The sequence below is a fragment of the Halomonas alkalisoli genome, from assembly GCF_021412585.1.
Lineage (GTDB): Bacteria > Pseudomonadota > Gammaproteobacteria > Pseudomonadales > Halomonadaceae > Halomonas > Halomonas alkalisoli.
This window is the reverse complement of record NZ_JAKCMI010000012.1, coordinates 340939-353514: the sequence shown is the minus strand read 5'-3', so window position 1 is coordinate 353514 and position 12576 is coordinate 340939. Positions and strand designations below refer to the sequence as shown.

General features: G+C 60.3%; 11 protein-coding genes. 3 read left to right on the top strand and 8 right to left on the bottom strand.

Annotated elements, in window-relative coordinates; all coding sequences use genetic code 11:
• Nucleotides 1-28: 28 nt before the first annotated feature.
• Both LY622_RS22615 and LY622_RS03670 read right to left on the bottom strand, forming a co-directional pair.
• Entirely contained in the window at nucleotides 29-148 is a 120-nt protein-coding gene (locus tag LY622_RS22615; protein ID WP_369413715.1) for a glycosyltransferase, read from the bottom strand.
• Between the two features lie 2 nt (nucleotides 149-150).
• Nucleotides 151-1212: a glycosyltransferase gene (locus tag LY622_RS03670; RefSeq protein ID WP_234289637.1), complete on the bottom strand. Its 1062-nt coding sequence runs from the start codon at nucleotides 1210-1212 to the stop codon at nucleotides 151-153.
• A 594-nt stretch (nucleotides 1213-1806) separates the two neighbouring features.
• Here LY622_RS03670 and LY622_RS03665 point away from each other — a divergent pair.
• Nucleotides 1807-2601: a glycosyltransferase family 32 protein gene (locus tag LY622_RS03665; protein WP_234289636.1), complete on the top strand. Its 795-nt coding sequence runs from the start codon at nucleotides 1807-1809 to the stop codon at nucleotides 2599-2601.
• A 221-nt stretch (nucleotides 2602-2822) separates the two neighbouring features.
• On the opposite strand, the gene LY622_RS03660 is transcribed toward LY622_RS03665, so the two are convergent.
• The 3 genes from LY622_RS03660 to LY622_RS03650 all read right to left on the bottom strand — a co-directional run bounded on the left by LY622_RS03660 (nucleotide 2823) and on the right by LY622_RS03650 (nucleotide 8033).
• Complete coding sequence (locus tag LY622_RS03660; protein WP_234289635.1) at nucleotides 2823-4154, bottom strand: RNA polymerase sigma factor; 1332 nt, start codon at nucleotides 4152-4154, stop codon at nucleotides 2823-2825.
• A gap of 625 nt (nucleotides 4155-4779) precedes the next feature.
• Nucleotides 4780-6738 carry an autotransporter outer membrane beta-barrel domain-containing protein gene (locus LY622_RS03655; protein ID WP_234289634.1) on the bottom strand — a complete coding sequence of 653 codons (1959 nt, stop codon included), beginning with the start codon at nucleotides 6736-6738 and terminating at the stop codon, nucleotides 4780-4782.
• A 284-nt stretch (nucleotides 6739-7022) separates the two neighbouring features.
• Nucleotides 7023-8033: a GSU2403 family nucleotidyltransferase fold protein gene (locus LY622_RS03650; protein ID WP_234289633.1), complete on the bottom strand. Its 1011-nt coding sequence runs from the start codon at nucleotides 8031-8033 to the stop codon at nucleotides 7023-7025.
• 301 nt (nucleotides 8034-8334) lie between these two features.
• On the opposite strand from LY622_RS03650, the gene LY622_RS03645 reads away from it, so the two are divergent.
• Together LY622_RS03645 and LY622_RS03640 are read left to right on the top strand one after the other, a co-directional pair.
• Nucleotides 8335-8631, top strand: coding sequence for a type II toxin-antitoxin system RelE/ParE family toxin (locus LY622_RS03645; protein ID WP_234289632.1), 297 nt, complete (start codon nucleotides 8335-8337; stop codon nucleotides 8629-8631).
• 4 nt (nucleotides 8632-8635) lie between these two features.
• Entirely contained in the window at nucleotides 8636-8950 is a 315-nt protein-coding gene (locus LY622_RS03640) for an addiction module antidote protein (protein ID WP_234289631.1), read from the top strand.
• Between the two features lie 526 nt (nucleotides 8951-9476).
• Here LY622_RS03640 and LY622_RS03635 read toward each other — a convergent pair.
• The 3 genes from LY622_RS03635 to LY622_RS03625 form a co-directional block, all read right to left on the bottom strand.
• On the bottom strand, nucleotides 9477-9803 hold the full coding sequence (locus LY622_RS03635) for a helix-turn-helix transcriptional regulator (RefSeq protein ID WP_234289630.1): 327 nt from the start codon (nucleotides 9801-9803) through the stop codon (nucleotides 9477-9479).
• On the bottom strand, nucleotides 9800-11146 hold the full coding sequence (locus tag LY622_RS03630) for a type II toxin-antitoxin system HipA family toxin (RefSeq protein ID WP_234289629.1): 1347 nt from the start codon (nucleotides 11144-11146) through the stop codon (nucleotides 9800-9802). The genes LY622_RS03635 and LY622_RS03630 overlap by 4 nt, the downstream gene beginning before the upstream one ends.
• Nucleotides 11147-11575: 429 nt before the next feature.
• Nucleotides 11576-12238, bottom strand: a complete 663-nt coding sequence (locus LY622_RS03625; protein ID WP_255761993.1) for a HipA domain-containing protein — start codon at nucleotides 12236-12238, stop codon at nucleotides 11576-11578.
• Nucleotides 12239-12576 lie beyond the last annotated feature (338 nt).

Sequence of the window (12576 nt, the reverse complement as noted above, 5' to 3'; positions counted from 1 at the left end):
TTTTCTGAATTCTACGCTTCGCTTGGATTTATAGAGCGCACATTGCTTCGTAGGACTGGCTGAGCACGGATTCGATAGCACTCTGGATATGAGGCCAGCGATTGAAGCACGGGATGACGACAGAAACCAATGGCTGCTTGGCAAGCATGATCAGAGCGCTTCGAACCGTGGAAGGACGTTTTCAGCCAGAAACTGCTGGTAGTGGCGTTCGTCTATTTCAACAGGTGCGCTCTCCATCCGTGCAATGGCTTGTGCAAGCCCTTGCTCGTCATCCTGCTCGACGAGAAACTCGGCAAGCGCGCCGGTCAGGATTTCCCTGGGGCCGCTGGGGCAGTCCACGCTGATTACCGGGGTATGCAGAAGCAGGGCTTCAATCAACACGCGTGGGAGCCCTTCCGCATCGGAAGTCAGGATCAGTGCCTTTGCGTTCTGAATGACAGGATAGGGGTTCGTTCGGTAACCCAGCATGACGACCTTGTTGTCCAGCCCGAGCTCTGTCACCAGTTGACGGATCTCGGCTTCGGTCTCTCCCTTGCCCAGCAGGAGCAGTGGCGTTGAGACACCGCTGCGAGCATAGGCACGCAGCAGACGATCCTGTCGCTTGACGTTGGTGAACGCTCCTACATGCACGAAATAGTCGTCGAAGGGGAGGGAGACCTCCTCGCTGGCCATTTCGAGGAAGGGCTGTCGTTCGTACGGGTTGTAGATCGTCTGGATACTGGATGGCTGGATGCCGATAACGTCGAGCAGGTTCTTCTCGACACCGTGTGAAACGGCAATGATGTTACGCCCATCGTAAAATTTCCGCTGCTTGCCGAATGCCTTATCCCGCTTCGGTGAGTGGTGAAGCTGAGCGGAAGAGTCACCCTTTACCCAGAAATGGAGGTTGTGGTGATCAAGGTGCCTTGTAATCCTGTCGCAGGAGCATGAAAGCACGACATCGGCACGAAAGGCCTTCAGCGCCTTGGCGATCTGGCGAGCTTGCCACTTTTCCACCAGGACTGTGTTGAGTGCCTTGGTGGCCTTGTTGATTACCGCAAGGTTGACGATCTCCAGGCCCTCGGGAATGCGATGCTCAATCCGCTCCCTAAGGGTGAATACCGTGACTTGATGCCCGCGTTGGCGTAGGCCTTCCGCCGTATAAAGCAGGGATTTCTGGGCGCCGCCTCCGTAAAGATCCGAGATGACAAAGGCGAAACGTTTCGGTTGCAATTCACTGCTCCAGTGGTGCAAGGCAAGGACCGGCATTGTAGCGAAAGGCGTCTTATGCGACTAGGGAGGCGCTGAGCAAATCGCGACTGGCGCCGTCAGGCGCCGTCAGGCGCCTCGGCGGAGGCCGCGGCGTTGGCGGTGATCGCCGGCATTGGTAATACCGCCGGGAGGCCTTCGGCCTCCAGTCGTGAGCTAAAGCTACTCCAACAGAATACTCTCATATTGTTGGAGCGCTCGGTTCGGCGCCCCGACTCCGCATCGCGACTGGCGCCGTCAGGCGCCCTGGCGGAGGCTACGGTGGTTTGTGCATTTCACTGTTGGAGCGCCGCTCTGCGTCGCGACTGGCGCCGTCAGGCGCCCTGGCGGAGGCCGCCGCCGATGGCGGTGATCGCCAGCATCAGCAACACCGCCGGGAGGCCTGCGGCCTCCAGTCGTGAGCTGAAGCTACTCCAACAGTGAAGTAGTTGCCGGCCTTGTTGGAGCGCCGGGCGGCGATACCAGGATGGAACCGTGGGGCCCGGCGCTTGTCGTAGCGAGGGTACGCGGGGGCCATGCTTCGCATGGCCTTTTCATTCCTGGGCTAAGGGGAAGCGGGTGAAGAACCTTTGTGTGCTGGCTTTTGCCAGGGTCGTGAAGCTGCTGGCCAACGTGACCAAACTGGCTGCCTACGCTTTCCACTATGTCTTGCCGAACAAGCGTTTCACCATTCCCGAGCGGGCGGCACCGCTGTGGAACTCCCAGCGCAGTTCTCGCATTCCCCGCACGCTGTGGCAGACCAACTACACCAACCGGGCGACGCTGCCGGTCTACCTCAACTACCTGTGCAATCGGCTGCTGGCACCGACCTTCGAGTATCGCTTCCTGGTCACTGAGGCCCGAGCGGCGTTCATCCAGGAGCACTATTCGCCGGAGATCCTTGCTGCTTACTCGAGGCTGCAGGTGGGCGCGGCCCAGGCGGATTACTGGCGGGTGCTGGTACTGCAGAAGATGGGCGGCGTCTACCTGGATATCGATGCCCATACGGTGTGGCCGCTGGGGCGGATCGTCAAGCCGGACTTCGATGAGCTGTTCATTACCACCAAGCGCGGCGAGATCAGCAACTATTTCATCGCCAGCAAACCGGATAATCCCCATCTGCAGAGCGTGGCCGAAGCGATACGAGAGAATATCGAGAACGAATCTGACAAGAATATCTTCGAGCTGACCGGCCCTGGCGTATTCAATCAGGTACTAGCCCGCGACGACGTGCGCACCCGGCTCTATCGTTATACTTGCAATCAGGGCAACTTCACCAACGAGTACTTCCAGTACCTCGACAAGCCCCAGGGGAAGTGGACGAAGGAGCAGCATCAGGTCGATGTGGTGCGCAAGCGGGAAGCGGCAGAGTAGGGTGGATTCATCGGTAACACCGCCGGGAGTCCTTCGGCCTCCAGTCGCGATCTGAAGATGCTCCAACAGCAGCGTGGTTTGTCTCAATGGAAAGAACAGCTGTTGGAGCGCTGCTCCCCATCGCGACTGGCGCCGCCAGGCGCCCTGGCGGAGGCTGCCAACATTGGCGGTGATCTCCTGCATCGGCAACACCGCTGGGAGTCCTTAGGCCGAGAGCGACCTCACACAGGCAGTGCTGCGGTTACCTTCTCCAAGGCGCTTTTTCCCTGCTCGCTGCCTTTGTGCTGTTCCCACCAGAGCTGATGCACGCCTCTCACTCTCACGGTGACGCGTTGTATTCCCAGGGTTTGCGCCATGGCCAGTCTATGCAGGCCCTTGTTGACCTTGACCATGTCGCCAAACCGGTCGATGGCGATGCCAAGCGCATCCTTCCCCAGGCCGTTCTTGAAGCCGAAGCAGCTCATGTCTTCCATATAGAAGAGATAGCGTTCCAGATAGGCGAGAATGCGTGCCTCCGAGTCAAGCAGGATGCCCTGATGGTGCAAGCGTAGCGGGCCGTCCTTTTCCAGTTTGCTCTTAAGGCTGGAATAGCTGTCGCTGGCGGTCAGATCGAGCCGGTGGGCCCAGAGATCGCGAATGAACTGCTGGCGCTGAGTGTTGGCAAGAGCGTGCGTTTTCAGGTCCCAGTCCCCGGGCCAGATAAAGAGATTAGAGATTGTTCGCCGTAGGGCGCGGTTCGGAAACGAAGCGGGATAGCTTAAACCTCGGCTGAGCATGCTTGGGTCAATCTCGAGGTCAAGCCTGCTGCCGAGATACGCTTCGACACTTCGGCGCGGCAGGCCCTGGTTCTCCAGCATCGCGCTGCCGGCCTTGTTGTCGAGCCAGCGTTGGAATAGCTGGTCTTCGAATGGGCGCCCCAGGCGGCGCTTGAAGCCTTCCTTGATTTGAAACGCGGCTCGGGAACGGAACATGCGGTAGCGCAGGGCCGGGTCGTAGAGTGGCGGATAGACTGGCTCGCCGGTTGGCGTCAGGGGCGCATTGCGCTGTGCGATTTCAGCCGAGATGCGGTCGTTCAGCTCAGCTAGCAACCGGGGGGAGGGCGCCACGGCGGGCTCCTGTTGCGACATCGCCAGTAGCCTTGCGCCGCTGAGCAGCGCTGGGCGAGACCCGGTGGGTGAATCCACCGTTGTTGAGCCCTCGGCTTCCAGTGCACTGACCCGGCGACTCATGGCCTGCTGTGAACCATGTAGCGCCAACAACTGGTTATAGAGCCGGCTGGCGAATATGCCGTACAACCAGGCGCTGGGCGTCGTATCGCTACCTAGTTCTGGCAGATTGCGCCAGGCAAGCACCAGGGTGTCGCGACACACCGCCTCATGGTGCCCTGGCTGTTCAAGAAAGCGAGCAGACACGCCGAGCAGGCCCGGCAAACAGGCGCTTGCCAGGTACTCGAAGGCAGTGATGTCGCCCTCGATACAGCCACCAATGAGTTTATCCAGTGACGCTGCATCGGCACTGGCTTGGTGGGTAGGCGCGTTGTGGTTGCTAGCCAAGGCGAGTCTCGGGCAGGAAATGAAAAAACCGGCATTTTAGCCGAATGCACCATTGTTGTCTTGAGCGGGTAGCCGAGAGCAGCGTGGTTCGCGTTGGTGGAGAGGAGCGCTGGCATTGGCGACACCGCCGGGAGGCCTTCGGCCTCCAGTCGTGATCTGAAGATGCTCCAACAGTGCGGTGGTTGCTGACCTTGTTGGAGCGCCGCTCCGCGTCGCGACTGGCGCCGCCAGGCGCCCCGGCGGAGGCTGCGACGTTGGTTGTGAACGCCAGCACCGGCAACACCGCCGGGAGGCCTTCGGCCTCCAGTCGCGATCTAAAGATGCTCCTACAGCGGCGTGGCACCGTTGGTGGAAAGAATCGTTGTTGGAGCGCCGCTTTGCGTCGCGACTTGCGCCGCCAGGCGCCCTGGCGGAGGCCACCGACGTTGGCGGTGGTCGCCGGAATTGGCAACACCGCCGGGAGGCCTGCGGCCTCCAGTCGTGAGCTGAAGCTACTCCTACAGAGTGGCAATTGCCTGCAATGGCAGGAAAAGTCAGCTGTTGGAGCGCTCGGTTCGGCGCCCCGAGTCCCCATCGCGACTGGCGCCGCCAGGCGCCCTGGCTGAGGGCGCGGCGTTTTCGCTGTTTACCAATGGTACGCCATACTCACTCGTGCGCCGTGCTGAGTCTCGCGGTGCGAAAACGAGCCTTCGTACGTGCCGCTGATGGCAACGCTGCCGTTGCCACCCAGCTCACGTTCCCAACTGAGACCTGTGTTCACGTCGGCTGAGTGCAGGGTACGATTATCCGGCGTTACGAGGAAGCTGCCGCTGGTGGTGTCGGCGCTTAATGACGCTTGGGTACCGCCGCCGGACTGGTTGCGCATGCCCCAGGCCAGGCCGCCGGTCAGCAGTACGGTTTCCTGGCCATGGCGGCGCATGACATGACCGGCGTCCAGCCCCAGGCTGGTGCGCCATACCTGCTGGCGCTGGGAGCCGTAGGACATGGTGAAAGCGCTATCACCCGTTTCATCGTAGGCACTCTGTTGCAGCCAGCTATGCATTACCCGGGCGTGGGGCACCAGTTCCCAATCGTCGGCCTGTCCGATCACGTAGCTGGTACCGATTGCCAGCGTGATCTCTTCCCCACGGTTGCTGCCTTCCACCACATCGGTCTGGAGTCCTGTGATCTCGCGGCGATGCTCGTTGTCACTGAAGCCGGCGAGCAGGGTGGTGTCCACGATCAGGTCGTTGTAGCGCCTGGCGGCATAGGCGCCGGTGATAACGCTCTCCATCTCGGAACGGGCATTGGCGGCGTCGCTGCCGTTGATGCGGCCTTGGCTGACGCCGAGGAAGAGTCCGCCAAGCCAGTCCTGTGCGAAACGATGGTCCATGCCGAGGAGGGCGCCGTGGGTGCGGTGGTCGTAGTCGCCGCCGCTGCCTCGACTGACGAAGCCTTCTGCCCAACTGCTGGCTCGGCCCATCCGGGAGGCACCCTGATGCGAGAGCTGCGAGGCCATGTCGACCAGGCCGTCGTAGGAGTCATGATCACCGTATTGCAGCACACTGGACCGGGTATCGTTGCCTGGCGCCATTCCCAGCGATGTGCCTTGCTCGAGCTGTCGGTTGGCGGTGTGGCCGGCATAGGTGGCAGGGGCTACCAGGCCCCTGCTCATTTGACCACCAAGGCCGGTGCTGGCGTAGCGCTTGCCCACGGTGTTCAGCATCGCTCGGCTGGCATTCACGGTGGCATCGCGCATGCCGCTGCGCGAGACGTTTGAGCTCATGCTCTCCACGAACCGGGCCCGCTCGGTCTCTGACATGGCCGCCAGCGAGGTGAGGGCCTGGAGCAGTGGGCTGTTGGGGTCGCGCAGGCCGAGTTCGTCGACCACGCGGTCCAGGTAGGCACCGCCGGGTTGGCTGCGGCTGCCTGCCACCGGGGCTTCGAAAAGCTTTTCAACATTCTTGGTCTCGACGACTAAGTCCGGGCCATACACGATGACTAAGTCCGGGCCGTGGACGACGACGACGAAGTCCAGGCCATAGACGAAGAACGACTGGGGAAAGCCGATATCATTGCCGGGGCTGTAGGTACTGATAACCACGGTGTAGCGGGCACCACCTTCCAGCGTCTGCTTCAAGGCTGGGCAGAAAGTGGGACTTGAGCATGAAACAAACGTGATGCCGGCGGCAGCAAGGTCATCCGTCAGGTTGGAGCCGTCGACCTGGCTACCCCAGTCGTCGTTGCCGGTGATCCAGCCGTTGCCGGGGGCGGTGGGGTCGAACGAGCCGCGATAGAGCAGCATGACCGTATCCACCGGAGCGGTGGTCTGGCCGAGCAGGTACTCCCCCGACGTGTTGACGATGATCTCCTGGCCTACATAGTTGTACTGGTAAGGGCCGGTGCTTGGCGTGCTGTTTCTAATATTGGAGATACGGATCCTATCCCAGTCGAGCGACATGGTGCCGACGTTGGTATGGCCGTCGGTAAGGGTGAATTCAGTCAGGCTCCCGGCGTGGGCAGGGGTGGCCAGCATGGCACTGGCCAGGCCACAGGCAACGGCAAGAAGCGTTTTGCGCTGTGTGCGGGGGATAGTTGTTGTCATAGTGGCGGGCGCTTCTTGGAGGGGGCAGGGCAAAGCTGCCATTCATACAGGATATCGGCCCGGAATGGCGTGGCTTTAGCAATAAGCCGTCAAAGTGTGATTCTGCTGGGCGCCGGCAGGCGCCTTGGCGGTGATAGCCAACCTCGGCAACACCGCCGGGAGGCCTGCGGCCTCCAGTCGTGAGCTGAAGATGCTCCAACAGTGCGGTGGTTGCTGACCTTGTTGGAGCGCCGCTTTGCGTCGCGACTGTCGCCGGTAGGCGCCTTGGTGTTCTCAATCAACAGTCACACGTCAAAGTCGTCGAAACGCGTGCTCGCCTGCTGCCTGACCAGGTGCGGGAAGGCCCGCTCGACGGCTTGTGTCGTTGACAGTTCCCGCAGTTCGTTACGCAGGAGGGTGGCTATCAGCTGCGCCTGCGCTTCATCTCGATGGCGTTTGATGGGTTCCCGGTCCGGTTGCTGGCTGACATAGTGCTTGTGCAGCACGAACGCCCGCGGGTCTACGGTGGACAGCCGAAGCGGCATGCCGCGTTCATCGAACACGACTGCTTCGAAGCGCGGTGAGGCGATCGCCCATTTCAAGGAGTCGATGCCTACCGGTTTCAGGTCGCCAGCTTCCAGGTGGTGTTCGAAGTCGTTCATTGTCATCACATCGGCGGCCTGGGTAATCAGGTCGATCATGTAGCCCTGGGCATTGGCTGCACGAAACTCGTATGGGGTATCGGTGAGCGGCTCGAACGAGCGATCGCTGGATCGAATGACCGATAGCAGGGTGTCCCCCTCCAGAGCCGTTACGATCCTCAAGCCTTGCCGGGCGTCCATCAGGACGTCCATATCGGCTGTCGCCAGGTGTTCGGGTTCGATCCGCACACCAGCGCGGGCCTCGTAGGCATACAGGGCGTTGGTGCCGATGACCCGAAAGGGGAGGTCCTTGCGTTGCAGTGCCCGGATTACCCTGGCGCCGGCGACCGGGAAGCGGTTCAGCCGATTGGCCCGGATATAGGCGGCGTGCAGCTGGAGCTGCTCCTTGAGTGACTGCTCCCGAGCCTGGTACTCAGCCTTGCGGGTATCGAACGCTTCCCGAATGGCCTCGGTTTCGGCGGACCGCGGGCCTAGCGAGTGGTTCTTGCCGCCGGTGTAGGCCCGGTAGAGGTACTCCCGCCCATGGATGCGCTTCCAGTGCATCGAGCCTTTGACCTGTCGCGCCTGGCCGCGATGCTGCTCAAGCGCTTCGAAGAGCTGGATGGCGTTGACGGCAACGCGGGATTGCTCAGATTGTAGGCGCTGATATGACATGGTGAGCCTTCCATCGGCGGTCTTTAACTAACATGATGACAATTATGGTGGAGAATTAGTTAAAGTCCAGTATGCCGTGCGACGCTGCCTGTCAGCCTGCGATGATCGCTACCATCGGCAACACTGCCGGGAGGCCTGCGGCCTCCAGTCGCGATCTGAAGATGCTCCTACATTAGAAAAACCGCTGTTGGAGCGCTGGACCCCATCGCGACTGGCGACGGTAGCCGCTTTGGGCGATTGTAGACCTACTTTGTGTTAACCATAGTTGACAATGCTTAGGCTGTTAACTACAGTTATCAGTATGATCGAACTGTTAAAAACAGATGTCTTCGATCGATGGTTACGAAGTCTACGTGATACCAGTGCTCGTGCCAGGATCGTAGCGCGTGTCAAACGTCTCAGCCAGGGAAACCCTGGAGATGTGAAGCCTGTGGGGGAAGGCGTTTCGGAGATGCGGATTCCCTATGGCCCTGGTTACCGCGTTTACTACATCGCTAGAGGACCCATCGTGATCGTGCTGCTCTGTGGTGGCGATAAAAGCAGCCAGTCACGCGACATCGAGCAGGCTAAAGCCATTGCCGCGCAATGGAAGGAGTGACCCCATGTCTGCCCAGAAAGTTATTTTCAGTCATTACGATACGGCTGAGTACCTCCAGAACGAGGAAGATATTGCGGCGTACCTGGAGGCTGTGATGGAGGAGAATGACCCATCACTGCTGGCCGCGGCGCTGGGTGATATTGCCCGTGCGCGCAACATGAGCCAGTTGGCCAAAGAGGTGGGCATGAGCCGCGAGGGCCTTTACAAGGCACTGTCCGGCGAGGGCAACCCGGCGTACGCCACCATTAGCAAGGTCGCCAATGCTTTGGGACTGCGTCTCACCATTGAACCGCTTCCTCGCTCGGATGCTCAGGTTTGAACACGATGATCCCGGCGTCGGCAACACCGCCGGGAGGCCTTCGGCCTCCAGTCGTGAGCTGAAGCTTCCTCCAACAGCCGTGTGGTTAGCGTTGGTGTAGAGGATCGCTGTTGGAGCGCTCGGTTCGGAGCTCCGAGTCCGCATCGTGACTGGCGCCGGTAGGCGCCTTGGCGGAGGCTGTCGACGTTGGCGGTGATCGCCACCATCGGCAACACCGCCGGGAGGCCTGCGGCCTCCAGTTGCGATCTGAAGGTGCTCCAACAACGAAATTTTCGAATGATGGGGTTCTGTTGGAGCGCCGCTCTGCGTCGCGACTGGCGCCGGTAGGCGCCTTGGCGGAGACTGCAGCGTTGGCGGTGATCGCCAACCTCGGCAACACCGCCGGGAGGCCTGCGGCCTCCAGTCGCGAGCTAAAGCTACTCCAATATTAGAAAGAACAGCTGTTGGAGCGCTGGTTTCCATCGCGACTGGCGCCGGAAGGCGCCTCGGCGGAGACCGCGGCGTTGGCTGTGGTCGTTTGCTGACGTTATTCCTTTTGATTTTCCAGCTCTTTCTCCATCACCTTCTCGACCAGAGCAGGCTGACGCGGCATCAAGCAGACCTTTAGCCCAAGTGGGCGGAAGGCGCGATTCATAACCGCGAGCGAGACGTTACCCTTGTCGCCTTCCATATCGGACAGCGTGCGTCGGCTAATACCTACCAGCCGTGCATAGTCGTTCTGGGTCAGACCGAGCACATCGCGTCTCAGAATACGCAGTAGATCGCCTTCGCTGATTTCCCCAGCGACAAGTCGACGAGTGGCTTCGATCATTTTTTCTTCCCTCTCGTCTGGGCTCAGGCTCTGTCGTTTCATGTCAGCCCCCAGGACTTGAGGCGGTGGTCTAGTGTACCTAGCCCTACGGCAGGCATGGTGAGTATCCGCTCTGGTACGCCATGTTCGTGCAATCTCTCTTGCAGCCCGATCAGTTCTCCGGCCAGGGCCTTGAGTTCGCTGATGGACTGTTCGGCAGGCGCCAGGTCTTTCAGTGCGTGGGCTATGGCGATCCAGTCGAAATCGCCGCCCTCTTCAAAAGGAGAGCCCCATCGTGTTGTGCGCGTCACCCCCTCGGGGTCGGCCTTCATGGGGGCGAAGTCATAGACGGGGGCGTGCCAGATCCCTTCCGGTCGCTTGAGCAGGGCAGCATTGCGCCCATGATTGTCGGAGTTGCCGAACGCCACATTGAGCAGGTCCCGCCTGAGCCACTCTATGACGAAGCTCGTCCGGTCGAAGGGCTCATTGAGTTCCAGAACTCGGTACTGGTTTTCCAGCAGTGCCACCAGATGGCGAATGACGTTGAAGTGATTGAGGTGGCTGCCGAGAGGCGCGTCGAAAAGGGAGTAGATGGATTCCAGCCCGAAGCGGGTCAGGCCGTCGGCTTCTTGTGTGACGTCGAAGCGGGGTAGCCACAGCGATGGGTAGCGCTCGCCTTCGATCAGCTGCATGGCGTCCGTGTCGATCGCCTCGATACCCAGGTTGGCCAGCTCATGGTAATAGGCGAATTCCGCGCGAAGAATATCGCAATCATCCTGGCTGCGCTTTCCGCGGGGGAACTTGACGAGATCGTGTCTATCGAGATTGTGAGGGTCGTCCTGCCAGGTATCTATCCATATCTCGTTATCCTGGCTGCACCGGAGCAGGAGCTTGGGTGCTTCACCACCAGCGCCTGTGGCACCTCCGCTGGAAGCGCCCATCTGTTGCGCGTATTCCAGGAAATCCCCATGCCGGTCGATGACGTCATCTCGTGTGAAGCGCCTGACATGAAGTTGTGAGCCGCTCGCTCGTTCGGGCACGGCTTCCTTGATTCTCAGGTTGCCAACCGGTGCGATGGTGGCGTGCCTCAACAGCTCGCTGTCCTGCTGGCCCGTCGGCAGCCCTTGTAGCCCAAGGGCTGAAACCCAGTAACGACGGCTGGCGCCGGCCGGCATGATATCTTCCAGGAAGCCGAACCAACGCTTGCCGTGGTGCTTCATCATTAGCTCAACGGGAAGTGTCAAGCTACAGGCATGCTCATCGTCCCGTAGCATCCACTCCAGGGCATACTCTTGTAGATAGCCCAGCCGGGCAGGGCCATGGGTACCCTTGTCGGGATGAGGTACCTCAAGCTGGGCGGCATCATGCCAGTGGTGATCGAGATAGATTTGAAGCGTAAGGCGCATGAAGTTTCCTGGTGAGCATTATTATGCTCAATAGTAGCTCTTTCTCAAAAATATGAGAAATATAGTGCTCCTTAGCTGGAGAGATACACAAAAATGGGCAATATATTGCTCGTAAGCATCCGGCCGTAGTACCCCAGCGTCGGGGTTAATCAGTGACGTTGGTAGTGGTCGCCAGCATCGGCAACACCGCCGGGAGGCTTGCAGCCTCCAGTCGTGATCTGAAGATGCTCCCACAGCGGCGTGGTTTGCCTTGATGGAAAGAACAGCTGTTGGAGCGCTGGTTTCCATCGCGACTGGCGCCGTCAGGCGCCCTGGCAAAGGCCGCCGACGTTGGCGGCCTTTGCCACATCGGCAACACCGCCGGGAGTCCTTCGGCCTCCAGTCGCGATCTGAAGATGCTCCAACAGCGAAGTTTTCTAACGCCGGCAGCTACCAACGCTGGGCCTTGTGGCATTGGGTATGGATGTGCTGGCGCTGCTGCTGAAGCCTGACCCAGCCATGTTCGCCCAGCCCGGCATTGTTCACTGCTTCGCGCAGTTCATCGGCATTCAGCAGCTCCTCAAGCCTGGCGGCGAGAGTGCGTATCTCGCGGCGCACGAAGGGATAGCTTAAGCGGCTTTCCTTGGCGAACGCTTGCCAGTCGCGGGGCAGCAGCTGCTGAGAGTTGAACTGGTCGCCAACCGAGAAGGCCAGGTCGCGGTGGTAGCCCAGCACCAGGGTGCCTACCAGATCGTAGGCGGGCGCGACCTGCCATTGGCCGCGCTCGTCCTGCAGCAGCGATAGGTTCTTGGCGTGCCCATCGGTGTTGCCAACCAGCACGTTGAAGATCTGCCAGCGCAGCAGGTGCTGTACTGAAGCGGCATTGGGTCGGCAGGCGTTGCGGGCCGTTGCAATGCACTGCGCGAAACGCGGCCCACTCGGCTCTTGATACTTTTCGATGCGCGAGAGCCCCATGGCCTGGCAGAAGTCCTCCTGATGTATGCGGTGCAGCTCAGGATTGCCGATACCGGCTCTATCGTAGCGTTCCACCAGCAAGTAGGCATGCCCTTCGGCCCGGCCCAGCGTGGTGGTGGGGCAGGCCAGTCCTGCCAGGCGTGCCAGCGTATTCCGGTTGCGTCAATTGAATTGTCCCGATTGGGATAATTTGACGCAGTGGAAGGCTTGCAAGCGGAAGTTTTCCCTTCTGGGATAATTTGAAGGTCATGGCTCTGCCGATTGAGCGGCATGGCAACGCATAGAGAAGTTGCCTCGGCAACACCGCCGGGAGGCCTGCGGCCTCCAGACGCCGATGCGTCGGGCCAGATCCAACGAACGTTTGATCGAATCTAGCTCTGCTTGGCACTCCGATGGGTAAATTCATGCACCGTTTTGTAACATTGTTCCGCTGTGGTGCCAGAATGGGTAAGGCTGCGCCATCTTGGGGCAAAGTG